This is a genomic window from Methylobacterium nodulans ORS 2060, assembly GCF_000022085.1.
Taxonomy (GTDB): Bacteria; Pseudomonadota; Alphaproteobacteria; order Rhizobiales; family Beijerinckiaceae; genus Methylobacterium; species Methylobacterium nodulans.
Genome location: NC_011894.1, coordinates 6,202,455 through 6,226,344 on the forward strand (window position 1 = coordinate 6,202,455; position 23,890 = coordinate 6,226,344).

Annotated in this window: 18 protein-coding genes and 1 pseudogene; 8 read left to right on the top strand and 11 right to left on the bottom strand. The window is 69.4% G+C overall.

The window, feature by feature from the left end:
• Positions 1 to 35: 35 nt before the first annotated feature.
• The 6 genes from MNOD_RS28815 to MNOD_RS28840 form a co-directional block, all read right to left on the bottom strand.
• Complete coding sequence (locus MNOD_RS28815; RefSeq protein WP_015932507.1) at positions 36 to 827, bottom strand: DUF2189 domain-containing protein; 792 nt, start codon at positions 825 to 827, stop codon at positions 36 to 38.
• Between the two features lie 206 nt (positions 828 to 1,033).
• Entirely contained in the window at positions 1,034 to 2,632 is a 1,599-nt protein-coding gene (locus tag MNOD_RS28820) for an ABC transporter ATP-binding protein (RefSeq protein WP_015932508.1), read from the bottom strand.
• Positions 2,633 to 2,634: 2 nt separating this feature from the next.
• Positions 2,635 to 3,735 carry an ABC transporter permease gene (locus MNOD_RS28825; protein WP_015932509.1) on the bottom strand — a complete coding sequence of 367 codons (1,101 nt, stop codon included), beginning with the start codon at positions 3,733 to 3,735 and terminating at the stop codon, positions 2,635 to 2,637.
• Entirely contained in the window at positions 3,732 to 4,652 is a 921-nt protein-coding gene (locus MNOD_RS28830) for an ABC transporter permease subunit (protein ID WP_015932510.1), read from the bottom strand. Before MNOD_RS28830 ends, MNOD_RS28825 begins: the two co-directional genes overlap by 4 nt.
• Before the next feature lie 82 nt (positions 4,653 to 4,734).
• Entirely contained in the window at positions 4,735 to 6,321 is a 1,587-nt protein-coding gene (locus MNOD_RS28835; RefSeq protein ID WP_015932511.1) for a peptide ABC transporter substrate-binding protein, read from the bottom strand.
• Positions 6,322 to 6,328: 7 nt separating this feature from the next.
• Positions 6,329 to 6,763, bottom strand: a complete 435-nt coding sequence (locus MNOD_RS28840; protein WP_015932512.1) for a GlcG/HbpS family heme-binding protein — start codon at positions 6,761 to 6,763, stop codon at positions 6,329 to 6,331.
• A 233-nt stretch (positions 6,764 to 6,996) separates the two neighbouring features.
• Here MNOD_RS28840 and MNOD_RS28845 point away from each other — a divergent pair, with 233 nt between their 5' ends.
• The 3 genes from MNOD_RS28845 (at position 6,997) to chrA (ending at position 10,832) form a co-directional block, all read left to right on the top strand.
• Positions 6,997 to 8,313 (top strand): GT-D fold domain-containing protein, encoded by a 1,317-nt coding sequence (locus tag MNOD_RS28845; RefSeq protein WP_015932513.1) that lies wholly within the window; start codon positions 6,997 to 6,999, stop codon positions 8,311 to 8,313.
• A 276-nt stretch (positions 8,314 to 8,589) separates the two neighbouring features.
• Positions 8,590 to 9,420 carry a chromate resistance protein ChrB domain-containing protein gene (locus tag MNOD_RS28850; RefSeq protein ID WP_015932514.1) on the top strand — a complete coding sequence of 277 codons (831 nt, stop codon included), beginning with the start codon at positions 8,590 to 8,592 and terminating at the stop codon, positions 9,418 to 9,420.
• Positions 9,421 to 9,422: 2 nt separating this feature from the next.
• Positions 9,423 to 10,832, top strand: a complete 1,410-nt coding sequence (chrA, locus tag MNOD_RS28855; protein WP_015932515.1) for a chromate efflux transporter — start codon at positions 9,423 to 9,425, stop codon at positions 10,830 to 10,832.
• A gap of 326 nt (positions 10,833 to 11,158) precedes the next feature.
• Here chrA and MNOD_RS49420 read toward each other — a convergent pair whose 3' ends face one another.
• Positions 11,159 to 11,782, bottom strand: coding sequence for a hypothetical protein (locus MNOD_RS49420; protein ID WP_244424583.1), 624 nt, complete (start codon positions 11,780 to 11,782; stop codon positions 11,159 to 11,161).
• 524 nt (positions 11,783 to 12,306) lie between these two features.
• On the opposite strand from MNOD_RS49420, the pseudogene MNOD_RS28865 reads away from it, so the two are divergent.
• A pseudogene (locus MNOD_RS28865) lies at positions 12,307 to 12,699 on the top strand (Curdlan synthase); the annotation flags it as partial.
• Between the two features lie 251 nt (positions 12,700 to 12,950).
• On the opposite strand, the gene MNOD_RS28870 reads toward MNOD_RS28865, so the two are convergent.
• Both MNOD_RS28870 and MNOD_RS44120 read right to left on the bottom strand, forming a co-directional pair.
• Positions 12,951 to 13,178, bottom strand: a complete 228-nt coding sequence (locus tag MNOD_RS28870) for a hypothetical protein (RefSeq protein ID WP_015932520.1) — start codon at positions 13,176 to 13,178, stop codon at positions 12,951 to 12,953.
• Between the two features lie 1,156 nt (positions 13,179 to 14,334).
• Positions 14,335 to 15,296, bottom strand: a protein-coding gene (locus MNOD_RS44120) for an IS630-like element ISMno11 family transposase (RefSeq protein WP_076611772.1) whose coding sequence is annotated in 2 segments (ribosomal slippage) — positions 14,335 to 14,957 and positions 14,957 to 15,296 — 963 coding nt in all. Because the reading frame shifts where the segments join, the coding sequence is not laid out codon by codon here.
• Between the two features lie 256 nt (positions 15,297 to 15,552).
• Here MNOD_RS44120 and MNOD_RS49425 point away from each other — a divergent pair.
• The 4 genes from MNOD_RS49425 (at position 15,553) to MNOD_RS28900 (ending at position 17,936) form a co-directional block, all read left to right on the top strand.
• Positions 15,553 to 15,744, top strand: a complete 192-nt coding sequence (locus MNOD_RS49425) for a hypothetical protein (RefSeq protein WP_083786598.1) — start codon at positions 15,553 to 15,555, stop codon at positions 15,742 to 15,744.
• Positions 15,745 to 16,395: 651 nt separating this feature from the next.
• Positions 16,396 to 16,644: a hypothetical protein gene (locus MNOD_RS28890; RefSeq protein WP_015932521.1), complete on the top strand. Its 249-nt coding sequence runs from the start codon at positions 16,396 to 16,398 to the stop codon at positions 16,642 to 16,644.
• A 39-nt stretch (positions 16,645 to 16,683) separates the two neighbouring features.
• Positions 16,684 to 17,124 (top strand): low affinity iron permease family protein, encoded by a 441-nt coding sequence (locus tag MNOD_RS28895; protein ID WP_015932522.1) that lies wholly within the window; start codon positions 16,684 to 16,686, stop codon positions 17,122 to 17,124.
• Positions 17,125 to 17,183: 59 nt separating this feature from the next.
• On the top strand, positions 17,184 to 17,936 hold the full coding sequence (locus tag MNOD_RS28900) for an IS6-like element ISMno37 family transposase (RefSeq protein WP_015932523.1): 753 nt from the start codon (positions 17,184 to 17,186) through the stop codon (positions 17,934 to 17,936).
• A gap of 400 nt (positions 17,937 to 18,336) precedes the next feature.
• Here MNOD_RS28900 and MNOD_RS41800 read toward each other — a convergent pair whose 3' ends face one another.
• Together MNOD_RS41800 and MNOD_RS41805 are read right to left on the bottom strand one after the other, a co-directional pair.
• Complete coding sequence (locus MNOD_RS41800) at positions 18,337 to 23,040, bottom strand: hypothetical protein (protein ID WP_015932524.1); 4,704 nt, start codon at positions 23,038 to 23,040, stop codon at positions 18,337 to 18,339.
• A gap of 287 nt (positions 23,041 to 23,327) precedes the next feature.
• Positions 23,328 to 23,741: a hypothetical protein gene (locus MNOD_RS41805; RefSeq protein ID WP_015932525.1), complete on the bottom strand. Its 414-nt coding sequence runs from the start codon at positions 23,739 to 23,741 to the stop codon at positions 23,328 to 23,330.
• Positions 23,742 to 23,890 lie beyond the last annotated feature (149 nt).

The following is a 23,890-nucleotide window of genomic DNA, read 5'->3' on the forward strand; positions in this document are numbered from 1 at the left end:
GCCGCCGACCTGATGCAATCAGGTCGGGCTCGGCTCTAGTGCCCGACCGAGCGCCGGTAGAGGTGCCAGGTGGCGTGGCCGAGCACCGGCAGCACGATGGCGAGGCCGACGAACAGGGTCGCCATCCCGACGACGAGCAGCGCCGCCACGATGAGGCCCCAGAGCACCATGGTGCCCGGATTCCTGCGCATCAGGGCGATCGAGGTCTCGATGGCGGTGCTCGCATCCATGTCGCGGTCGACGAGGAGCGGGACCGATACGGCGCTGACGGCGAGCGCGAGCAGCGAGAAGGCGGCCCCCACGAGATTGCCGACCAGGATGAGCGCCCAGCCGCGGGGAGTGGTGAGCACATCGGCCAGGAAGGCGCCGACCGAGCCGTAGACTGCGCCGTCGAACAAGGCGTGGTAGATCGCCATCGCGACCGTGATCCAGGCGACGAAGATCGCCGCCAGCAGGAGGCCGACCGCCAGGAGCGGGCGGAGCGAGCGGCTGGTGAGCGGCGCATAGGCCTGTACCCAGTCGGTCGACTGGCCCTGCTCCCGCCGCCGGCTCATCTCGTAGAGGCCGATCGCCGCGAAGGGACCGACCAGCGCGAAGCCCGAGGCGAGAGGGAAGAGCAGCGGAACGAGGTTGTTCTCGAAGGTGGCCGCGGCGATGACGACGCCCGCGATGGGATAGATCATCACGACGAAGATGACGTGGGTCGGGTTGTCGAGGAAGTCCGCCCAGCCCTTGGCGAGCGCCATCCGGAGATCGGCCGTGCCGATCCGATGCACGGCGGGATGATGCGCCACGTAGCCGGGTGAGAATATTGAAGACACCGTCATCGCAGATCCTCCGCACAGATGATGCGGGCGCGACGGCCGACAGGCCGAACCGGGATCGGGGGTCGTCAGGTCATCGCGTGCGCCAGTTCCATCCTTCGCGAGACCGGCCCTGATGGAGATTCGGCAGGCCGGGCCGGGGCGAGCCTAATCCACACCCGCGGGTTGGACCAAGGGGGGCCCGCAAGGAGCGCTCCTCGCGGGCGCGATCACGGTGTCTCGACCGGTCCGGTGTCGAGCCCCGCCGCCGCGACGAGCGCCCGCGTATAGGCCGCGCGCGGGCGCTCCAGCACGGCCTGCGTCTCGCCCCGCTCCACCTCGCACCCGTCGCGCAGCACCAGCACCGTGTCGGCGAGCGCGCGCACCACGGCGAGGTCGTGGCTGATGAACAGGTAGGCGAGGCCGTGCGCCGCCTGGAGGTCGCGCAGGAGCGCGACGATGTCCCGCTGCACCGTGCGGTCGAGGGCGGAGGTCGGCTCGTCGAGCACCACGACCTTCGGGCGCAGGATCATCGCCCGGGCGATGGCGATGCGCTGGCGCTGGCCGCCGGAGAAGGCATGCGGGAAACGGTGGCGCCAGTCCGGATCGAGGCGCACCTCCGCGAAGGCCTCGGCCACCCGCGCGTCGCGCTCGCGGGCGCTCAAGGCCGGCGCATGGACCCGCAGGCCCTCCGCGACGATCTCGCCCGCATTCAGCCGCGGCGAGAGCGAACCGTTCGGATCCTGGAACACCGGCTGGAAGCCTCGGCGCAGGGGGCGCAAAGCCGCCCGGTCGAGCCGCGTCAGGTCGCGGTCCTCGAAGCGCACGATCCCGGTCGCCGCCGGCTCGAGGCGCAGCAGCGCCCGCCCGAGGCTCGACTTGCCCGAGCCCGATTCGCCCACGACCCCGAGCGTCTGCCCGGCCCGCAGGGACAGGTCGATGCCCCGCACGGCAACCCGCGGGGCCGCCCGGCGCAACAGCCCGCCGCGGCCCGGATACGACACCGTGATCCCGCTTCCCTCCAGCACCACGGGCGCCCCGGCCGGGACCGGCGCCTTGCGCCCCGCAGGCTCGGCGGCGAGGAGGTCGCGCGTCTCGGGCGCCGCGGGCTGCAGGAACAGTCGCTCGGTGGGCCCGACTTCCACGAGGCGCCCGGCCCGCAGTACGGCGGTGCGCTCGGCCATCCGCCGCACCAGGCGCAGGTCGTGGGTGATGAACAGGAGCGCCAGCCCGAGCCGGGTCTTGAGGTCGGCAAGCAGCGCCAGCACCTGCGCCTGCACCGTGACGTCGAGGGCCGTGGTCGGCTCGTCCGCGATGAGGAGGTCGGGCTCGCAGGCGAGCGCCATCGCGATCATCACCCGCTGGCGCTCGCCCCCCGAGAGCTCGTGCGGATAGGCCGTGAGCCGCGCCCCCGCATCGCGCAGGCCGACGAGGCTCAGGAGGTCGAGGGCCCGGGCGCGGGCCTGCCGTCGCGACAGGCCGCGATGGGCCCGCAACGGCAGGGCGATCTGGTGGCCGATGGTGAAGAGCGGATGCAGCGCGCTCATCGGCTCCTGGAACACCATGCCGATGCGCGCCCCCCGGATGCGGTCGAGGGCCGGACGGGGCAGGCCGACGAGTTCGGTCCCATCGAACCGAACCGAGCCGGAGGCACGGGCGGTCTCCGGCAGCAGGCCCATGACCGCCAGGGCCGCCTGGCTCTTGCCGGAGCCCGATTCGCCGACGAGGGCGAGCGTCTCGCCCCGGCCGACCGCGAGGTCGAGCCCCGACAGGGCCGCGACCCCGCCATAGGAGACCGAGAGCCCGCTTAAAGTGAGGAGCGGGTCCATGCTCAGGCCGTGTGCGGATCGAGGGCGTCGCGCAACCGGTCGCCGAGGGCGTTCAGCGCGATCAGCGTCGCCACCAGGACGAGGGCCGGGGCGACGAGCATCCAGGGCGAGGTCTCGATGCTGCGCGCGCCCTCGGCGATCAGCACGCCCCAGCTCGTCATCGGCTCCTGCACGCCGAGGCCCAGGAAGGACAAGAAACTCTCCAGCAGGATCACCCGCGGGATCAGCAGTGCCGCATAGGCTGCCACCGGGCCGAGCGCGTTCGGGACCACGTGCCGGCGCAGGATCGCGCCCGTGCCGACGCCGAGCGCCTCCGCCGCCCGGACATAATCCTGGCGGCGGATCGCCAGCGCCTCGCCCCGCACGATCCGGGCCATGTCGAGCCATTCCACCGCGCCGACCGCCAGGAAGACCAGCGCCACCGAGCGGCCGAACACCACGACGAGCAGGATGACGAAGAAGACGAAGGGAAGCGCGTACAGGATGTCGACGAGCCGCATCATCGCCGCGTCCACCGCCCCGCCGAGATAGCCCGCCGCCGCCCCGTAGGCGACCCCGATGAGGAGCGCCACTCCGGTGGCCATCAGCCCGAGGGCCAGCGAGACCCGGCCCGCCACCAGGATGCGGGTGAGGAGGTCGCGCCCGAGCGCATCGGTGCCGAGGAGGAAGCGGGTCTCGCGCACCGGCACACTGACCGTGAGGCGCCGCCCGTCCTCGGAGCGCCCGAGCAGGGTCGCGGGCCCGAACAGGTCGGAGCGCGCGAAGAAGGTGAGCGCGCGGTCGTCCACCGGCTTGTCGGCGGCGAGCACCATCCGGACGGTGCCGTCTTCGACCGTCACGTCCTCCGCCCGCACCCGCATGCGCAAGGCCAGCCGCTCCAGCGCCGGCCCGACCGTCTCCGGCCGCGGATAGACCTGCAGCGAGGGCGGGGTGCGGGGGTAGTCGTAATAGATCCGCTCATAAGGATGGCCGGTGAGGAACGGCCCCACCAGGCAGGCGAGCGCGATAAGCCCCAGCACCGCGAGGCCGAGGCGCGCCACCGGATCGGCGAGGAGGCGCCGCCTTGCCGCCGCCCAGAGCGAGAGGTCGGGCGCCGCCGTCATGCGTGCCGCACGCGCGGGTCGACGAGCGCATAGGCGAGATCGACCAGGAGGTTGAACACGATCACGAACACCCCCACGAGCACCACCGTGCCCATCACCAGCGGGTAGTCGCGGTTGAGCGCCCCGTCCACGAAGGCGCGCCCGACGCCCGGCAGGCCGAAGATCGTCTCCACCACCACCGAGCCGGTGAGGAGCCCCGCCGCGGTCGGGCCGAGATAGGAGATGACCGGCAGCGCCGCCCCGCGCAGCGCATGGAGCGCGATCACGCGCGGCGGCAGGCCGAGCGACCGCAGCGTGCGCATCGGCTGGGTGGCCAGGCTGTCGAGGAGGGCGGCCCGGGTGAGCCGCGCGATCACCGCCAGTTGCGGCAGGGCGAGCGTCACCACGGGCAGGACGAGGTTCCTCGGCGCCCCGTCCTCCCAGCCGCCCACCGGCAGCCAGCGCAAGGACAGCCCGAAGGCGATCTGCAAGAGCGGCGCCACGACGAAGCCCGGCACCGTGAGCCCGAGCGTGCCGAGCGTCATCACCGCGTGATCGACGAGGCCGCCCCGGCGCGAGGCCGCAAGGCCGCCGAGCCCGACGCCCCCCACGAGCGCGAGCACGAGCGCCAGCCCGCCGAGCGTCATCGAAACCGGCAGCCCGCGCGCGAAGAGCTCCGCCACGCTCATGTCCCGCACCGAGAAGGACGGCCCGAGATCGCCCGACACCAGCGACGCGAGGTAGCGCCCGTACTGAACGAGCAGCGGCTGGTCGAGCCCGTAGACCCGGCGGAGGTTCTCCATGGCCGAGGGCGCGAGCGGCCGCTCCAGATCGAACGGCCCGCCCGGGGCGAGCCGGACCAGGAAGAACGACAGGGTCACGACCAGGAACAGGGTCGGGATCGCCTGGAGCAGCCGGCGCAGCACGAAACCGGTCATCGGGGCTTCGCCCCGGAGCCCCACCAGGGCTCTGCCCTGGACCCGCCGGGGCCTCGGGCCCCGGACCCCGTGACATGCCCGTTCATCCGTCGAGCCACAGATAGCGCGTCGGCGCGACGCCGCGGATGTTGGGCTGCATCCCCTTGAGGCGCGGCGCCACCATGTGCTTGTGCCGGTAATGCAGCAGCGGGATCCAGGGCAGGTCGGCCAGAAAGATCTCCTCGGCCCGGTAGAGGAGACCGGCGCGCCGCTCCAGATCGACCGTCCCCGCCGCCTCCCGCATCAGCGCGTCATAGGCCGGATTGGCGTAGTGGCCCGAGTTGAAGCCGTCATTGCCGCTCTCGACCAGGAACAGGAAGTTCTGCGGGTCGGAATAATCGGCGATCCAGCTCATCCGGGCGAGGTCGAATGGCCCGCCGTCGCGCAAATGGGCGAAATGGGTCTTCGCATCCGTGTTGACGAAGCTCGTCCTCACGTTGAGGACGCGCCACATATCGGCGATCGCCACCATCATGTTGCGGTTGTTGTCGGTGGTGTTGTAGCGGATCTCGACCGTGAGCGGCGTCGCGCCCGGCCCGAAGCCGGCCTGCCGCAGCAGGGCCACCGCCCGGTCCTCCCGCTCCAGGGGCGACAGCTCCCGGCCCGGCATCTCGGGCGGCGGCAGGGCATTGTCGAGCCCAGCCGGCGTGAGGGAATAGGCCGGCAGCATCGTCTCGCCCCAGACCGCCTCGGCCAGGAACTCGCGGTCGATGGCGAGCGAGAGGGCTTGGCGCACTCGCCGGTCGCCCAGAGGGCTTTTCCGCAGGTTCACCATCAGCGCCAGCACGCCGAGCGCCGGCGTGAGCCAGACCTGCGGCCCGAAGCGCGCCTTCAGCGCCTTGATCTGGTCGGCCGGCAGGTCGTCGAGGGAATCGATCTCGCCCGCCGCGAAGCGCCGCACCGCCGCCGCGAGGTCCGGGGTCGGGATGTACTCCACTTGGCCGATCCGCACGCTCGGCGCGTCGCGGTAATGCGGGTTGCGCACGGCCGTGATCCGGTCGTTCGGCGAGACATCCTGCAGCAGGTAGGCGCCGTTCGAGACGAGGTTCCCGGGCCGGCTGAAGGCGTCGCCGTGGCGCGCGAGCGAGGGCCGGTGCACCGGCGTGCTCGCCTGATGCGTCATCAATTCGAGGAGGTAGGGGGTCGGCTGCTCGAGTTCGATCACCAGCCTGCGCGGATCGGGCGCCCGCACGCCGAGTTCCTCCACCGGAGCCGCGCTGCGATTCACCGCCTCCGCCCGGCGGATCGGAAACAGCACGCTCGCGTATTTGGCGCCCGTCGCCGGGTTCAGCACCCGGCGCAGGCCGGCCAAGAAATCCTCCGCCACAACCGGGTCGCCATTCGACCAGCGGCCCTCCGGCCGCAGCGTGAAGGTCCAGGTCAGCCCGTCAGGCGTAGTGGACCAGCGTTCCGCCGCTCCCGCCACCAGATTGCCGCCTGCGTCGTAGCAGGTCAGGCCCTCGAAGAGGTCGAGCAGGATCGTGGCCTCCGCCAGCGTGGAGGTCTTGTGCGGGTCGAGCGTCTCCGGATCCGCCCCGTTGCCCCGGCGATAGACGGGGGAACCCGCCGCGCGGGCGGGCCCGGCGAGGGAGGCGGCGGCGAGGGCCGCGAGGAGGTCGCGGCGGCGCATGCCGCGCTCAGGCGCCGGTCTCGGCCTGGAACCCGGCCGCCTCGATGCCCGCAACCGCCGCCGTCTCGTCATTGTCGGAGGTGTCGCCCGAGATGCCGACCGCACCGAGAACGCGCCCCTCGCGCCTGATCAGCACGCCGCCCGGGACCGGCACCAGCCCGGCCGGCCCCGCGAGATGCGTGACCGCCGCGACGAAATAGGCCTGCGCCTCGGCCCGCGCGCCGATCGCCCGCGAGCCGATGCCGAGGGCGAGCGCCCCGTTGGCCTTGGCGGCGGCGATCTCCGCCCGCCTGAGGCTCGTCCCGTCCTCGACGGCGGCCGCCTTGAGAGCCCCGCGCGCATCGAGCACCACGACCGCAAGCGGCTTGAGGTTCAGCTCGCGCGCCGTGGTGAGGGCGGTTGCCACGATGGATTGGGCGGAATCGAGGGTGAGGTCGGACATGAGGCCTCCGCGTGTGGCAGCGGGTGCCGGCATAGCACAACTCCGCCGGACCGAAATCTCGCTCGGGAAGCGGTCACGCCCCCCGGGGAGCCGTGCCGCATCGACGATTCGGCCTTCATTGTAGTGGTATTGTATTGGTATTGTCGCAAACGTAGTCGCATTTCCAGCCGGGCCCGCATCTGGCATGAAGCCACCACCGTCGGCGCCCGAGGCATTGCATTGCTGAGAGATCGATGAGCAGGCCCTTTGACCTCCTGGAGGAAGCTCGCGCGGCTGCGGCCGACCCGGATCGGCTGCGTGCCATCGCGACGACCAGCCTGTCGGCGAGCCTGCCGCCCCTCGACCTCGTGAATATCGGCATCGTCCTGAGAGACGCCGGCCTGCGCGAGGAGGCCCTGTCGGTCTTCGACCGCCTCGCCTGCGCGGAGCCGCGCGATATCCCGTCGCGCTACGAGAAGGCCATCCTGTATCTTCACGAAGGCAGCCATTCCGACGCCCTGCTCACCCTGCAGGAGATCCTGGCGCACCATCCGCATGAGGACCGCACCAATCTGGTGGCGGCCAGGATCTTGTATTCGTTGGGTGAAACGGCCGCGGGCGACGCGGCCATCGACAGGATCCCGATCCTCGGACACCCGGACCGGCATGCGATCGAGACGACCGCGCGGGTCATCCGGGAATTCGGACTCTTCGTGGCGGACTACCCGAGAGAGCGCGCGCTCGCGATGGCGACGGCGCTGAGCAGCTCGCCCCGCTACCTGTCCGCTCACGGTGTCACGGCCGCGGCCGCGGCCGCGCTCGATGCCGGCACGGGCTTCAGCCTGATCCGGGTCGGTGACGGAGAGGGCGCCTTCGTGCGCCTCAGCGACAGCGACGAGAGGCGCTTCCCGAACCTCTACCTGCACAATCGCCGCGACCGGGCGCATGTCTGGTTCGCCGGCACGGTCGACATCCAGGATGACGGCTTCCTCGCCACGGCCTGTCGGATCTCCGACCTGATGCGGGACGCCGACATCGTCGGCATGCCCTATCCGGACTGGATCCGGCACGAATACAAGCTCCTCAGCGTCACCGGCATCTCGGCCCTGGTCAACCTGCTGCGGGTCGATCGCCCGCCGCATGCGGCGTCCTGCTCGCAGCTGATCAGCCTGGAACTGCACGAATCCAAGGCGCTGTACCACCTGATGCGGCAGCAGGACTCGATCGGGCTGATCGCGTGCCATCACGACCTTCCCGAGATCCTGAAGGCCGAGTTCGGATTCTCGGAGATCGACTACCATCACGTGCCCGGCGAGAAGGGGCACAGCCATCTTCTGGCCGCCGCCTCGGTCGAGGGGACGCACTGGCCGGACCGGTTCCTCGCCATCATGGAGGCTCTGTCGAGGCCGCTGAACGGCAAGCTGTACCTGGTGGCCGCCGGCCTGCTCGGAAAGCTGTATTGCCACAGGATCAAGCAGAGCGGCGGCGTCGCGCTCGATATCGGGTCGCTGGCGGACGGGTGGATGGGCGTGAACACCCGCCCCGGATTGCGCAAGCTTTCCTTCGCGTGACGGGCCGCATTGCGGGCGATGCCGCCGTGCCGCTTGATCGCCGCGCTGACGCCGCTTTCTTCACGCGGCGATGCTGGTCGAGCTTGATGCATGCAGGGGAGAAGGCCCGGTCCCGGAGCATGGCCGGCGGCCCGGCCCGCCTGTCGGCCGGGCCCTCATGAGAGCCCTTGACAGGCTTTCCGGGCCGCATAGGGTCGGCGCCATGGGGATGGCGATCTCCTCACGAGGCTCCGGCCGAAGCATCGCGTCCAATCTGCTTCACTGCACGGACGCGCCATGGCCACGCCCACCTCTATTCCGGTCGACAAGCTCGCTCGCCTCCTCGGCACCCCCGGCTGCCCGGTGCTCCTCGACGTCCGCACCGACGAGGACTTCGCCGCGGATCCCCGGCTGATTCCGGGCGCCATGCGCCGCCCCTGGGGCGACGTGGCAGCCTGGGCCGGCGCACTCTTCGGCCGCAATGCCATCGTGATCTGCCGGCGCGGCCAGAAGCTCAGTCACGGCGTCGCCGCCTGGCTGCGGCAGGAGGGGGTGCCGGCCGAGGTGCTGGAGGGCGGCACCAATGCCTGGTATGCGGCCGGCCTGCCCATGGTGCCGGCCGACAAGCTGCCCGCCCGCGATGCCCTGGGCCGGACCGTGTGGGTCACGCGCGCGCGACCGAAGATCGATCGCATCGCCTGCCCGTGGCTGATCCGCCGCTTCGTCGATCCCGCCGCCGTGTTCCTGTTCGTGCCCCCCTCCGAGGTCGAGGCGGTGGCCGAGGGCTTCGGTGGCGCGCCCTTCGACATCGACAGCCCGGAGGTGTTCTGGAGCCACCGGGGCGAGCGGTGCAGCTTCGACGTGATGGTCGAGGAGCTGACCCTCGGGACCGAGCCCCTGCGCCGGCTGGCGGCCATCGTGCGCGGCGCCGATACGGCGCGGCTCGATCTCGCCCCCGAGGCAGCCGGTCTGCTCGCCGCCTCGCTCGGGCTGTCGCGGATGTATGCCGACGATCTGGCGCAGCTCGATGCCGGGATGCTGCTCTACGACGCCTTCTACCGCTGGTGCCGGGACGCCACCGACGAGACCCACAACTGGCCCACCAACAAGCCGAAGCCGGGGGGCTGACCATGGGCAGCACCGCCGTGAACGCCGCGCCGGCTGGGGCGGCGGCCGAAACTGGCCCGCCGCAGTCTGTCACCCTCGCCGGAGCCCTGCCGGTCTGGCTGCGGGTCGCCGCCCTGTCCTTCGGCGGCCCGGCCGGGCAGATCGCGGTCATGCACCGCATCCTGGTCGAGGAGCAGCGCTGGATCTCCGAGCACCGCTTTCTGCACGCCCTGAATTTCTGCACGCTCCTGCCCGGCCCCGAGGCTCAGCAGCTCGCCACCTATGTCGGCTGGCTGATGCACGGCACACGCGGCGGCCTCGTCGCGGGCGGGCTCTTCGTCGTGCCGGGCATCCTGGCGATCATGGCCCTGAGCTGGATCTACGCCCTCTACGGCCAGGTCGGCCTGGTCGCCGGCCTGTTCTTCGGCCTCAAGGCCGCGGTGCTCGCCATCGTGCTCCAGGCCGTGCGGCGGATCGGCCAGCGCGCTCTGAAGAGCCGGATCATGGTGGCGCTTGCCGCAGCGGCCTTTGTGGCGATCTTCTTCCTTGATGTGCCGTTCCCGCTCATCGTGCTGGCGGCGGGCGTGATCGGCTACTTCGGCGGGCGGGCGGGTCGGCCGGAGTTCCAGGCCGGCGGTGGCCACGGCGCGTCCGACACGGTCGCTGAGGGCCCTTTCCTGCTCGGTGATGACGAGCTCCCGCAGGAACGGGCAGCGCCGCGGGACACCCTGCGGGTGCTGGGTCTCTGGGCGGGCCTCTGGCTGCTGCCGGTCGCCGCCATCCTGCTCGCCCTCGGCCCAGCCGACGTGTTCAGCCGGATCGCGGTGTTCTTCTCCAAGATGGCCATGGTGACCTTCGGGGGCGCCTACGCGGTGCTGGCTTATGTCGCGCAGCAGGCGGTGGAGCATTACGGCTGGCTGAAGCCCGGCGAGATGCTCGACGGGCTCGGCATGGCCGAGACCACGCCCGGACCGCTGATCATGGTCACGCAGTTCGTGGGCTTCATGGCCGCCTTCCGCGCCCCCGGTTCGCTGCCGCCGCTCGTCGCCGGGACGCTCGGGGGCCTGCTGACCACCTGGGTGACCTTCGTGCCCTGCTTCCTCTGGATCTTCGTCGGGGCTCCTTACGTCGAGCGCCTGCGCGGCAACCCGGCCCTCGCCGGCGCGCTGGCGGCCATCACCGCGGCCGTGGTGGGCGTGATCCTCAACCTCGCGGTCTGGTTTGCGCTCCACACCGTCTTCGGCCAGGTGCGGCCCCTCGCAGTCGGGCCGCTCCGGTTCGACCTGCCGGTGCCCGCCAGCGTGAACCCCTTCGCCCTGCTCCTGGCGCTCGCGGCTGCCGTGGCCGTATTCCGGTTCAAGATCGGCATGATCGCGACGCTGGCGGCCTGCTCGGCTGCGGGCGTGGTCCTGCACTTGGCGGGGCTGGTCTGATGCGCCCGGGAGGGCGGGGCGGCCGGCTCCGTGGGGTCGCCCTGCTGCTCGGCACCGTGCCGGAGGGCGAAGCGCGGGCCGCCGGGGCGCTCCGCTGAGGCGGCGGCGATCGAAGATCGCACGGAGCACCTCAGCATGAGGGCGGTTGAGGGTGCCATCGGGGGAGGGGCGCTCAGTCAGCCGCGGTTTCATCCCCCAGGGTCGGCGTAGCCGGTGGCGAACTCATCCCAACGAGCATCATTTCCTGAGCGCACTCGAAGGGACACGCCCCGGCACGCCAACGGCCGGGGCTTGCGCCAACGTGCGCATGGCGGGCCTTGCAGCCCTCAATACGCGGTCCCGTAATAGGCATCCTCGCAATACGCCGGCAGCGGCAGCCCCTCGCGCAGCCTGTAAGCGCACTCGTCCGTGGTGTCGTTGTAGATGCCCAGCCCGTACCCTGTCGCGAGCCCCAGACCGAGACCCAAAGCGCCATAGCCGACAGCCCGTCCGTAGCCGTGGTGACGGCCATAGCCGGGATGGCGCGCATGACCGCCCACGACGCCGCCACGGCCGTTGAAGCCGTGCCCGATGATCGGGCCGCGGTTCATCCCCGCCCCGATTCCGGCCCCGCGCATGGCCCCCCCGCCGATGGCTGCGCCGCGGAAGCCGCCTGCGCCGATGCTCCCTGCGCGAACACTCCCGTTGCCGAGACCGGCTGAGCCAACATTGCCCGCGCGGACACTGCCGGTACCCAGCCCACCGGCACCAAGGCCCGCCCCGCGGAAGCCACCGCCGCCGAGACCGCCAGCACCGACCCCGCCACCCCGGAACCCGCCGCTGCCGAACCCGGCGCCACCGCCATGGAAGCCACCGCCCCCGAACCCGCCAATCCCGCGAGCATCAGCGGCGATGGGCGCCAGCGCGACGGCTGCGAGCAGAGCGCCTGACAGCAAAATGCGCGTCTTCATTCCACCCACTCCCAGCTTGGTCCAGTCGTGGATGGTTAACGGCACGGCAGCCGGCCTGTTCATCCGGCTTGCTCGCCCTGTCGCCGCATGCCGGACCGACCCGCAATCGGCGAGCCGTTCAGTCTCGATGGCGTTACGGGAGCGTGGGCGAGCAGAGCCATCGCCGTCCGAAACGGCGATCGCTCGGCCGATCTAAGGCCAAGCCCACGGAGGACAGGTCGGTTCTCTTTCCGGAGCGACATCCTGCACGGGAGGCGCTTGCCCAGGCAAGGCTCCGGGCGCCGACAGAGCAGGAGCGATGTGGCTCCACGCGAGCAGTATGGCGGCGGCAGCGATGATCCGGACGATGTCTAGCACGACCGTGCCCCTTTGCGTCCGTGGTTGACCGTTCGTGAAGAGCAGGCATAAAGCCAAGGCGTTAACAGACGGATGATCCACACCCGGCATGCGCTGATTGCGGAAGGGATCAGCTTCGACGTGGCCGTCCTGGCGAGCCCCCATGCGGTTGCCATCGCGTCACGGGCGTGAAGACCTCCGCCACGCTCTCAAGCGTTGCCCTTGCGACAGTCGGCGCGACCGTGCTCGCAATCGCCCTGCGCTACCTCGTCTGGCGCTTCTTCTCCACCGTCGTTCCCTATCCGGCGGACTGGAGCTTCGGCTTCTTCTGGGCGTGGTTCGTCTTCTTGGTTGAACTCGGCGCCTTTGCGGACATCCTGCTGTTCCTGACGGCGATGAGCCGCTACGTGAACCGCAGCGCCGAGGCCGACCGGCTCGAACGGGAGTTCTTCGCCCGGGACCCGAAGGACCTGCCCGCCGTCGACGTGTTCATCCCGACCTACAACGAGCCGCTCGACGTGCTGGAGCGCACCATTATCGGCGCGCTCGCCCTCGATTACCCGAAGGACAAGCTCAAGATACTCCCAGGACATCCGCAACCTCGACACATGGGCGATCGTTGGCGGCCTGTGGTCACGCATGTTCGGCCGCACCGCGCGCGCGCCTGCCTGAAGTATCCGTTTTGCTCAACGGAACCAACGGTCATTTCCAAGGCCCGTCGGTATCACTCCACCTTCTCCAGGAAACCTTGAGGCTCCAAGAAACCTTGAGGCGGTGAGTCGTCCCTCGTGATCGACGGCATCGCGGAGAGGGCCGAGTTCGGCCCCGGCCCTTACGGGATCGTCGCCATCCAGGCTTCCAAGAGGAGCATATCTCCTGCCCCGCCCCGTGCGAGCTGGTATTGCACGCTGGCGACCGTCAGTATCGCCACGATCAACAGCATTGCGGCCCACATGAGAACAGGCGTGATGTGGTCCGCATACTGGCGGAACGTCTGCAAGACAGCGCATCCGAGTGTGAAGAATGCCGCCGATGCAAGCGGCATGGCGAGCGTGTCCATCGGCCCTCCGGCGTTGTGCACTGCAATGTTTGTAGCGGGGATTGTTTCGCACCGCACCATTCCGCAACGCATAGCTGCACCGCATGGAGGCGTGACCTGATGGCCTGCGCCCGCCTCACGGGCCTCTGTTCGCAGAGGGCGACGAGCGGACGGCCATGGCACGCGTCTCAGACCGCACCAGGGACAGAGCCTGCAGGCGTTCGAGGAGCGGGACGCGGCGCTGGAACCGCAAAGCCATCGACCATGCGCTTGATCGCCGCTCGGGGCCGGTCGGGGCTGCCGCTTCCTCCTGTCACGATCCCGACGACGCCGGACGGGGACTCGTGGGCGAAGGACGCACACCGCCGGCCACACCGTGGCATCGGTCAATCGCATTCCGGAGGTCTATCTGGCGCGGACCCGAAGCCTCGCGCGGAGCGCCATCATCAAGCTCGACCAGCACCGCAGGAAGGCGGTCACCGGGAACGAATGATGGTCGGAACCTGCAAAAGCGTTTGCAAAACCGGGGTCGGCGTGTTGCCCGCCTGCTTTGCGCCCATTCCAAAAACACAAGTGTTTTCAGGATGGTGCGGCCGAGAGGACTCGAACCTCCACTGGTTGCCCAACTAGCACCTCAAGCTAGCCTAAAGCGCGGATCCAATTGAGCATTTCTGCAAAATGCCTGAATTCCGAGATACGAAATCTCAAGAGCTTACAGCTGGTTTTCCAAACGAAAAGGCCCGCCGCGGAGAGGTGCCGGGCGGGCGCGCGACGGCAGACAGTATCCGAGAGTCTGAGGCGCCCAGGATCAAGGTCGTGATGATCCGGGGAGAGTGAGGCTTGGTGGCTCTCGCGCACGGCCTCGCCCGCGGGTAGCGTCCCGCCATGTCCGACTCGGCCACGCTCAACGCTCTATCCCCCGCCGTCGTCGAATAGAGCCGCGGGCTCACCAGCCTGTCACCCGGCCAGCCGCCGTGCCCCGGGTTCAGGCCGGACGAGTGGGTCGAGACCCTCGCGAACTGCCGGCGCTTCGTGGACGACTTCCGGGCGGAGTCCCCGTTGGCAACTGGTTGCCAGTCTCTGGGTGAGTCGCTGGTTCGGCGCAGACTGTGGTGCGTGAGCTGCAGTCTGCAATGAGGCGGAGCGCTATAGCGGCGCGAGCTAGAGCCGCTCCCGATCAGGTTGAAGCGTAAGCATCATCCTCGTATCCAGCAGCTGTGAAGTAGTTGCGGCACTCAGCCGGCGAGAAGCATTTGAAGGCTTGGTGGATCGCCGCCCAGAGTTCACTGACACTGCGGGCCGCCGCCCTGCGCAACAGCGCTTTCAGCTTGGCGAAGGCCTGCTCAATCGGGTTGAACTCAGGTGAGTACGGAGGAAGATAAAGCAGCCGGGCCCCGGTTGCCGCGATCGCCTCGCGCACGCCGGCCACCTTGTGAGCGCCCAGATTGTCCAGGATCACGGTGTCGCCGGGTCTCAGGGTGGGGACCAGGGTGTCGGTCACGTAGGCGCGGAAGCGTTCGCCCGTCACAGGGCCGTCCAGCAGAGCGATCGCGTCAGGCCCGCTCGTGCGCAGCCCGGCAATCACAGTGGTGGTTTTCCAGTGCCCTGCGGGTGCCGCGAGGCGGCAACGCTCGCCGCGCGGGGCCCAGCCGTAGCGGCGGACCATGCTGGTGGTGGCGGCGGTCTCATCCAGGAACACCAGTCGCTCCGGATCCAGCTCAAGCTGGCCGGCAAACCACGCCTCACGAGCCGCCTTTACATCCTCCCGCTCCTGCTCAGCTGCGTACGTCGCCCTTTTTTCCGCGTGATGCGGTGCCGGGCGAAGAAGCGCGACAGGCTACTGCGGCTGACCGGAACGCCTTGCTCCTGGAGCGTCTCGCAGAGCTCATGCAGGAAGCTCTGCGGGTGGGCTTGGTAGGTCTGCAGGATGAGCTCGGCATGAGCCTCGATGCGCTGCGAGCGCTGGTCGCCGCCCATGGGCTTGGGCGTGACATCTCCCTGGCCCTCCTGCTGCCTGGACCAGCGGCTGACGCTGGCCACGCTGACCCCGAAGCGCGCGGCGGCCTGATGGCAGGAGGCGCCTTCTGCAACGGCCGAGACGACGCGCTGGCGCAGGTCGACAGACAAAGCTGAGGGCATGGGCCACCTCCGTTGAGCCGCCCCCCCGGGGACCGGCCAACGCGTTGCCATCACCACGGTTTCAACCCGCTCGGACCCCGCTCTAGGACGCCGCTCGTGCACACTCTTCGGATCGCGTTTGTGAGTTTCGTCGTGAGCGGGCTTATCGCCGCGGCTGCCGCCGTCGTGATGGACAGGGATTCGCGCTCGCGGCTGGCTCGAGCGCTCCAAGTCGCGCCGATGCCTCGCGTCGAGGCGCAGGCCAGATGATGGCCGGATCGGCCATTGCGACTATCTCGACGCCCCTAGACCCGGCCTGCGGCTGATCACGGAGGGCGTCGCCTTGGATCTCGCCGCGGTTATGCTCGCCGACCCATACGCCCGCGAGGTGCTCGCCCGAGAGAATGCGCCCGAGGCCCAGCAGCGCATAGCGGTGCGGACCGCGATCCGGCTGGCGAGACCCGCATGAGGCGTCGCGGCTACGACGCTGATGGCCCTGCCCTCCGCAACACCCTACGGCCCAGATAACCGTTTCCTGGTCATTAGGCGCCCGCTGGCCGGCTTTCGCGCATGCGGGCTGCCTTCTCCCAAGCTTCAGGTGTAGAAAACGCCGCTGGCGGCGCTTCCAATCGCTTTACGGCGGCACTGGCATGATCATCATGGCGGCGCTCCAGGACGGAGGCCGCCATGATCCGCGCGCTCCTCTTCTCGAATTTCTTCCTCATCCTGCTCACCGGACTCGTCATCGCCGCCTAGCGAGCGGGACGAGCTTCAGTCCGAGACGATGATGATCACGATCCGGCCGGTGATCGGGTCGAGAACGCGGACCTGGGCCATGAGAGCGCCCCTGCGGTTGCGCCCAAGTCAGCGCAGCTGAAATCTTGACCCTTTCGCGGCCGCTGGCGGCAGAGGCCGCCGTTGTTCCCACTCTCCACGACACCAAACGGAATGCCCTTTCCCGGGCTTTGGGCGGGTCTGGACGGCTGCTAAGCTTTGCGGGCTCAACCCCCCCTGGCGGCCAAGGCTGTTCGGCCGCCAACGAGGCCCTGACGGGCTCCAGCGGCAGCCTGGGGCCGCGCAGGACAGCTTCGCTCCAGCCTGCAGCTGTAGGTGCTCGCTCATGGCCACCATCGCAGACCTCCGCACGGCCAAGCGCCTGACTGACGAGCAGGTCGACGCCGCCGTGATGGGCTACCTTGCCCACCCCTCGTCTGGGCCCCGCCAGATCGCCGCTGGTCTGACCCTCGACATCGACGCGGCCGTAGCCGCCTGCCGCCAAGCCGCGGAGGCCATGCGGCGCAAGGACGTCACCGTTGCCCGGCGACGGGTGGCCGTCCGGACCGCGATCCTGCTGGCGAGGGTGGGATAGCGGTGCCATAGGCCATGCCTTCGACCAGGAGACCTGCGCATGGCGCTCGGCGAGGCTTTCACTACGTTCGCCTCGGCCATTGCCCACGCCGCCGGCCGGCCAAGTGCTTTTCTCCTCTGCCTGGTGGTGATCCTGGCTTGGGCGGTGAGCGGGCCGCTGTTCCACTACTCGGACACCTGGCAGCTCATCATCAACACCGGCACCACCATCGTGACGTTCCTGATGGTGTTCCTGATCCAGAACACGCAGAACCGAGACGGGGCCGCCATCCAGGCCAAACTTGACGAGCTGATCCGGACCAGCGCCGCCCAGAACCGCTACATCGGCATCGAGCACCTCACCGTGGAGGAGTTGGATGAGCTGCGCCAACGCTGCGAGGCCCGGGCCGCCAAACACGACGAGGCCCGCCGGGCGGCCGATCTCGCCGAGAAGGCCGCAGACCGGAAGGCGCGTGACGCGGGCCTGTCGCAAACGCGATGACGTTCACCAGCCATTAGGCATACCAGCCCAGCTTGCCGCCTCCGCCCCGGAGCCGGCCCATGATCCTCAACGCCCTCGCCCTCAAGCTGAAGCGCCAAGCTCGCGGCGACTTCAAGGGCCGGCACTTCGAGGCCACGCTCATCGTCCAAGCTGTCTCCTGGTATCTGCGCTACGCCCTGAGCTACCGCGACATCGAGGAGATGCTGCTCGAACGCGGCCTGGAGGTGGATCACTCCACCCTCAATCGCTGGGTGCTCGCCTACGCGCCGGCCATCGAGCGCCGCTTACGCATGCTCCGCAAACCGCATTGCGGATCGGTGCGCGTCGACGAAACGTACATCTGCATCCGGGGCCAGTGGCGCTACCTGTACCGCGCCATCGACAAGCACGGGGAGCCGGTCGACTTCCTCCTCACCGCCCACCGCGACCTGGACGCCGCCAAGCGCTTCTTCCGCAAGATGCTCAAGGAGGAGCCGCTGCTCGCGCCGGATCGCATCGGCACCGATGGAGCCGGCCCCTACCCGCCGGCCATCGCCGAAAGCCACGAGGAGGGTCTGCTGCCCCGGGCACCGACCCACCACGTCACCAAGCACCTGCAGCAAGGGATCGAGAGCGACCACTTCCGGGTCAAGCGGCCGATGCCCCGCGTGGGCGGGTTCCGCTCGTTCACCACGGGGCGGCGCACGATCCAGGGCTTCGAGGCCATGCTGTGGTTGCGCAAGGGCTTCGGGTTCGCGGGGGCGTGGACCGTGCGCGAGCAGAACCAACTGCTCGCGCACTGCTTCGGACTTCCCGTCGCGAACAAAGCGTGAAAGCGGGACGGCAGAGCCCCTGCTGCGTCCCCGGCTCCGAGTTTGCGACAAGCCCTTCCACCCTTCTGCGTGACGAGGCTGAGCACATTCATCGGTCGGCTCGCACTGGTTCACCGGCATGCCGGCATGCCGCTTCGCTGCTCCATTAGCACGCCTGCACACCAACGAACCGTTAAGCTAGCATCTCTGTACGCCTGCACCCTAGCGTGCCTGTAAGCAAGCAAACTTCTCTAGCAGCGTACCTCTATAACTGTATGCTAGTATGATAGCATACCAGCTTACCGCCCGAACCGTGCGCCCCAGCACGCCGCCTCAGCGCTCCGCGAAAGTGAGAGCGGGACAAGACGGTTGCTGAGGCCTAGATCGTTGATGCATGTCGGCGCGACAGAGTACACATGATCTAACAAAACCATTTTGTCGCTTCAGATATAGCAAGTCTGCTTTCTTGTAATGCGTGACAACCCTCGTGCCGAGAAATAGCAGGAATGAAACTCACGAAATAATGAAAAAGTGCGCCACGCCGCATTTTTATAATTTGCACAAAGGAGTACAAGGCGCACTCCTCTAACCCTTCCGGCAGATGCGGGGCTAGCTCCGCCAGGGCTCGGGCGCGCGCATCCTCGTTCTGGATCGCCTTCACGGCTTTTAGCGCCTCGGCGAACACGCCGGCGCGGTCCGCCCCCGGCAGCTGCGAGGCCAGCCCTGCCAGGAGATCGGCGCGCTCGCTCTCGTCCCGGATCGATCGCGCGGCCTGCAGCGCCGTGGCGAACGCCTTGGCGCGCTCCGCCTCCGGCAGGTGCGAGGCCAGCCCTGCCAGGAGATCGGCGCGCGCGTTCTTATCCTGGATTGATTGCGCGGCCTGCAGCGCCTCGACGATCACGCCAGCGCGCTTCGCCCCCGGCAGGTGCGGGGCGAGCTCCGCCAGGAGGTGGGCGCGCGCGTTCTCGTTCTGGATCGCCCACGCGGCCCGCAGCGCCGCGGCGAACACGCCGGCGCGCTCCGCCTCCGGCAGATGCGGAGCCAGCCCCATCAGAGCTTGGGCGCGCATCCACTTACTCTGGATCGCCTTCGCGGCCTGCAGGGCCGCGGCGATCACGCCGGCGCGCTCTGCCTTCGGCAGGTGCGGGGTTAGGCTCACCAGGAGGTGGACGCGCGCGTCTTCGTTCTGGACCTCCTTCGCGGCCTGCAGCGCCTCGACGATCACGCCGGCGCGCTCCGCCTCCGGCAGGTGCGGGGCGAGCCCCGCCAGGGCTCGAGAGCGCGCGTCTTCGTTCTGGATCACCCGCGCGGCCTGCAGCGCCTCGGGCAGCAGTCCCTCCGGCAGGTGCGGGGCCAGCCCCGCCAGGGCTCGGGCGCGCGCGTTCTCGTTCTGGATCGCCCGCGCGGCCTGCAACGCCTCGGGCAGCAATCCCTCCGGCAGGTGCGGGGCCAGCCCCGCCAGGGCTCGGGCGCGCTGCCTGCCGTCCTGGATCGCCCGCGCGGCCTGCAGCGCCTCGGGCAGCAATCCCTCCGACAGATGCGGGGCGAGCCCCGCCAGGGCTCGGGCGCGCTGCCTGCCGTCCTGGATCGCCCGCGCGGCCTGCAGCGCCTCGGGCAGCAATCCCTCCGACAGATGCGGGGCGAGCACCGCCAGGAGGTCGGCGCGCTGCCTATCGTCCTGGATCGCCCACGCGGTCTGTAGCGCCTCGGCAAAGGCGCCGGCGCGCTCCGCCTCCGGCAGGTGCGGGGCGAGCCCCGCCAGGGCTCGGGCGCGCACACTCTCGTCCTGGATTGCCCGCGCGGCCTGCAGCGCCGCGGCGATCACGCCGGCGCGCTCCGCCTCCGGCAGGTGCGGAGTTAGGCTCACCAGGAGGTGAGCGTGCGCGTCCTCATCCCGGATTGCCCGCGCGGCCTGCAACGCCTCGGCAAAGGCGTCGGTGCGCTCCGCCTCCGGCAGGTGCGGGGCGAGCCCCGCCAGGGCTCGAGAGCGCGCGTTCTCATTCTGGATCGCCCGCGCGGCCTGCAGCGCCTCGGGCAGCAATCCCTCCGGCAGGTGCGGGGCGAGCCCCGCCAGGGCTCGAGAGCGCGCGTTCTCGTCCTGGATCGCCTTCGCGGCCTGCAACGCCTCGGGCAGCAACTGCTCCGGCAGGTGCGGGGCGAGCTCCGCCAGGGCTCGAGAGCGCGCGTTCTCGTTCTGGATCGCCCACGCGGCCTGCAACGCCTCGGCAAAGGCGTCCGCGCGCCCCGCCTCCGGCAGATGCGGGGCGAGCCCCGCCAGGGCTCGGGCGCGCTCGCGCGCGTCCTGGATCACCCGCGCGGCCTGCAGCGCCTCGGGCAGCAATCCCTCCGGCAGGTGCGGGGCGAGCTCCGCCAGGGCTCGAGAGCGCGCGTTCTCGTTCTGGATCGCCCGCGCGGCCTGCAATGCCTCGGCAAAGGCGTCCACGCGCCCCGCCTCCGGCAGATGCGGGGCGAGCCCCGCCAGGGCTCGGGCGCGCTCGCGCGCGTCCTGGATCGCCTTCGCGGCCTGCAGCGCCTCGGGCAGCAATCCCTCCGGCAGGTGCGGGGCGAGCCCCGCCAGGGCTCGAGAGCGCGCGTCTTCGTTCTGGATCGCCCGCGCGGCCTGCAGCGCCTCGGCAATGGCGCCCGCGCGCTCCGCCTCCGGCAGATGCGGGGCGAGCCCCGCCAGGGCTCGGGCGCGCGGGCCCCCATTCTGGATTGCCCGCGCGGCCTGCAGCACCTCGGGCAGCAATCCCTCCGGCAGGTGCGAGGCTAGCTCCGCCAGGGCCTGAGCGCGTAGCTCGTCATCCTGGATCGCCCACTGCAGCGCCGCAAGCCGCTGTCCCTCCCGCTGTCCCTCCGGTACATTCAGGGGTCGTTGCACCCAGGTCACACCGGCGCGCTCGTCTTCGTCCTGGATCGCCTTCGCGGCCTGCAGCGCCTCGGGCAGCAATCCCTCCGGCAGGTGCGGGGCGAGCCCCGCCAGGGCTCGAGAGCGCGCGTCTTCGTTCTGGATCGCCCGCGCGGCCTGCAGCGCCTCGGCAATGGCGCCCGCGCGCTCCGCCTCCGGCAGATGCGGGGCGAGCCCCGCCAGGGCTCGGGCGCGCGGGCCCCCATTCTGGATTGCCCGCGCGGCCTGCAGCGCCTCAGGCAGCAACTGCTCCGGCAGGTGCGGGGCGAGCCCCGCCAGGAAGTGGGCGCACTCGCCCTGGTCCCAAATCGTCCACGCGGCCTGCAGCGCATTGGCAAAGGCGTGGACGCGCTCCGCCTCCGGCAGATGCGGGGCGAGCCCCGCCAGGAAGTGGGCGCGTTGCCTACCGTCCTGGATCACCCGCGCGGCCTGCAGCGCCTCGGGCAGCAACTGCTCCGGCAGGTGCGGGGCGAGCCCCGCCAGGGCTCGAGAGCGCGCGTTCTCATTCTGGATCGCCCGCGCGGCCCGCAGCGCCTCGGGCAGCAACTGCTCCGGCAGATGCGGGGCGAGCCCCGCCAGGGCTCGAGAGCGCTCGTCTTCGTCCTGGATCGTCCGCGCGGCCTGCAGCGCCTCGGGCAGTAACTGCTCCGGCAGATGCGGGGCGAGCCCCGCCAGGGCTCGAGAGCGCTCGTCTTCGTCCTGGATCGTCCGCGCGGCCTGCAACGCCTCGGGCAGTAACTGCTCCGGCAGATGCGGGGCGAGCCCCGCCAGGGTTTGAGCACGGCTAGTGCTACTTTGATAGTCCAGCCAGTGCAGGGCTTGGCGCGGCGAAAGAACACCGTGCTGCACACACTGTGCAATCAGATCGTGGGGAATTTGCGAGCCGATGCTGGCGATGGAGACCAGGACAAGTTGGCAGCGAAACTGCCACGCCCAGAAAGTCTGACCTTCGGTCAGACCTTTAGTATGATGTTGTGCAATAGCATCCTTGGCTCGTCTGACATCTTGCGAAAAGCCGCGGTACCCGCCCTCGAAGCTCTCCCACGCCCGCAGCCAACCCTCCGAGACCAGGCTCATGAAGTCGATCGCTGGTGCATCCGTGTCCAGAAAGTGCTGGCCAAGGTACTGCAGCAGGTAAGAAGGGGCCTTCTCCGGGGGCAAGTCTCCGGTGCTGAGGTTGTGCAGGACCGCACGACCCCAGTCCGCAAAAGCCTGACGAGCCCGTTCGATCCAAGCTTGGTCGAGATAATCCTCCCGCAGGAACTCACCGAACTTCGGATGGCTCAGAACATAGCCCGCATCCTCGTCCCGTGACCGCCGGCCGGTGCCAATGATGAAGCGCCGCAGCGGCTTTAGTGCATCTGTGGTGCGGAAGGCAGGGGGGATGCCGTGCACCCGCCGGGCGAGGTCGTTCAGTTCCTCGGAGGTTAGCCGACCGTAGGCACAGGCCAGAACGGCGAGGTAGGTGAAGAGGGTTGCCTCCTCGATCCGGGCCCCGTCCCTTCGCTCCGCCTCCCAAGCCTCGTGTTGGCGACCGAACCAGTCGTCAAAGTAGCCCTTGAAGCCTGGTTTGATGCGTTCGAGGTCCTCAAGCGTCAGGCCGCCGGTCTCATCGCCGCGCTTCCAGAGGTCCTCGACATACAGCCTGAGCAGGAGGGGCTCGCCGTCAGTGAGCCTGTACAGCTTCCCGACGATCTCCGGCCGGGCCGCAAGAACGTCGACGGGCGCGCCAGCGTTGCAGAGCAGGTCTCGGATGCCGTCCTGAGCCAAGACCGGCAACTCGTAGGTTTGCACCCGAACGCTGGTTCCCCAGCCGAGCCGCTCGACCCAGCCGCGCGCGTCCTGATCGCCCACCTGCAGACGCGCAGAGACCAGCAGGCGCACCTGCGAGCCGGGGGTGCGGGGGAACCAGGTCGCGCCGAAGCGCCCGCCCAGAGCCTCATCAACGCCGTCGAGCACCACCAGAACCCGTAGGTTCTGCGCGATGGCTTCGTCGATCAGCCTGCGGCACCAATCCTCGTAGTAGGCGGCCGGGTCGGTGTGGGCCGGCTGCAGGCTCTGGCCGAGGATCTCGGCCAGGCGCGCGGCGATGGCCTCGTAGAAGACCTCCGGCCGATTGGTGTTGAAGCGCAGGCTGATCGGCACGAAGGCGAGGCGCCACGCGCCCTCGGCCTGGCCGATGCGCCCGGCCTGTTCCAGCCGCTTGATCCAGTGCACGAGCAGGGCACTCTTGCCCCGCCCCGCGGGGGCGACCAGGACGAAGCGGGGACAGGCACGTTCGTCCGCAAGCCAGCCGTCGAGCCGACCGAATGCGTGATCGCGACCGCCGAACGGGGCTGCCGCCGGCCCCGCCTCGGTCTCGGTGATCAGGTACTCCTCGAGGAACGGCTGGATCTTGCCGGAGAACTTGGATGCTACAGCTGCCCCGCCGAGCCGGATGATAATGTCGCGGGCGGCCTGCAGGTGCTGCGCGACGAGCGATCCCGACCCGGGATCGCTCGCCCCTACCCGTTTTTTTCCGCCGCCCCGGCTTGGAGTCCACTGATCTCCAACCTGCCGCCGGCCTTGAGATTTTTAATAATCAGGTCGCCGGCTGTCTGGATATCCTGAATGGTGATGCCGATTGAGGCGAGGGCTGGAGCGACTCGCTCGGGAGGCTCGCGCTCAAGAGCGGAGGTCAACTCCTTGGCTTTCTCCAGCACGGCAGGGTCTTTGTCCAAGCCCTTCTTATTTAGTTCTTTGCTGGTCGCCCTACGGTAATCCTCGTCTTTCGGATCATCCTCAAGATTGGTCAAGCTAGTGATCTTATTTTTGATTAGATCCTTTAGGCCGTGGTATGCAGCCTTTACGGCGTCACTGGCCACGTCCTTGAGAGCTACTGCAGCACCCGCCACCAGTGCCGTCGTGATGGGATCCATCTGTTCCCTCCGCTCGTGGTGTTTTGCGGAAAGGTCTCGATCAAGCCGCTTAACTCGGCTCTAGGATGCCGCAGTCTTGCAACTTTGCAAGCGAGGGGATCGATGCAAAGGCGCGGACGTTCACGGTCGCCTCGACGGAATGGATCGCG

What these genes read in the sequence shown, in the direction of transcription:
- MNOD_RS28815 (WP_015932507.1), bottom strand. Translation starts at nt 827, where the DNA reads ATGACGGTGTCTTCAATATTCTCACCCGGCTACGTGGCGCATCATCCC.
- MNOD_RS28820 (WP_015932508.1), bottom strand. Translation starts at nt 2,632, where the DNA reads ATGGACCCGCTCCTCACTTTAAGCGGGCTCTCGGTCTCCTATGGCGGG.
- MNOD_RS28825 (WP_015932509.1), bottom strand. Translation starts at nt 3,735, where the DNA reads ATGACGGCGGCGCCCGACCTCTCGCTCTGGGCGGCGGCAAGGCGGCGC.
- MNOD_RS28830 (WP_015932510.1), bottom strand. Translation starts at nt 4,652, where the DNA reads ATGACCGGTTTCGTGCTGCGCCGGCTGCTCCAGGCGATCCCGACCCTG.
- MNOD_RS28835 (WP_015932511.1), bottom strand. Translation starts at nt 6,321, where the DNA reads ATGCGCCGCCGCGACCTCCTCGCGGCCCTCGCCGCCGCCTCCCTCGCC.
- MNOD_RS28840 (WP_015932512.1), bottom strand. Translation starts at nt 6,763, where the DNA reads ATGTCCGACCTCACCCTCGATTCCGCCCAATCCATCGTGGCAACCGCC.
- MNOD_RS28845 (WP_015932513.1), top strand. Translation starts at nt 6,997, where the DNA reads ATGAGCAGGCCCTTTGACCTCCTGGAGGAAGCTCGCGCGGCTGCGGCC.
- MNOD_RS28850 (WP_015932514.1), top strand. Translation starts at nt 8,590, where the DNA reads ATGGCCACGCCCACCTCTATTCCGGTCGACAAGCTCGCTCGCCTCCTC.
- chrA (WP_015932515.1), top strand. Translation starts at nt 9,423, where the DNA reads ATGGGCAGCACCGCCGTGAACGCCGCGCCGGCTGGGGCGGCGGCCGAA.
- MNOD_RS49420 (WP_244424583.1), bottom strand. Translation starts at nt 11,782, where the DNA reads ATGAAGACGCGCATTTTGCTGTCAGGCGCTCTGCTCGCAGCCGTCGCG.
- MNOD_RS28870 (WP_015932520.1), bottom strand. Translation starts at nt 13,178, where the DNA reads ATGGACACGCTCGCCATGCCGCTTGCATCGGCGGCATTCTTCACACTC.
- MNOD_RS28890 (WP_015932521.1), top strand. Translation starts at nt 16,396, where the DNA reads ATGGCCACCATCGCAGACCTCCGCACGGCCAAGCGCCTGACTGACGAG.
- MNOD_RS28895 (WP_015932522.1), top strand. Translation starts at nt 16,684, where the DNA reads ATGGCGCTCGGCGAGGCTTTCACTACGTTCGCCTCGGCCATTGCCCAC.
- MNOD_RS28900 (WP_015932523.1), top strand. Translation starts at nt 17,184, where the DNA reads ATGATCCTCAACGCCCTCGCCCTCAAGCTGAAGCGCCAAGCTCGCGGC.
- MNOD_RS41805 (WP_015932525.1), bottom strand. Translation starts at nt 23,741, where the DNA reads ATGGATCCCATCACGACGGCACTGGTGGCGGGTGCTGCAGTAGCTCTC.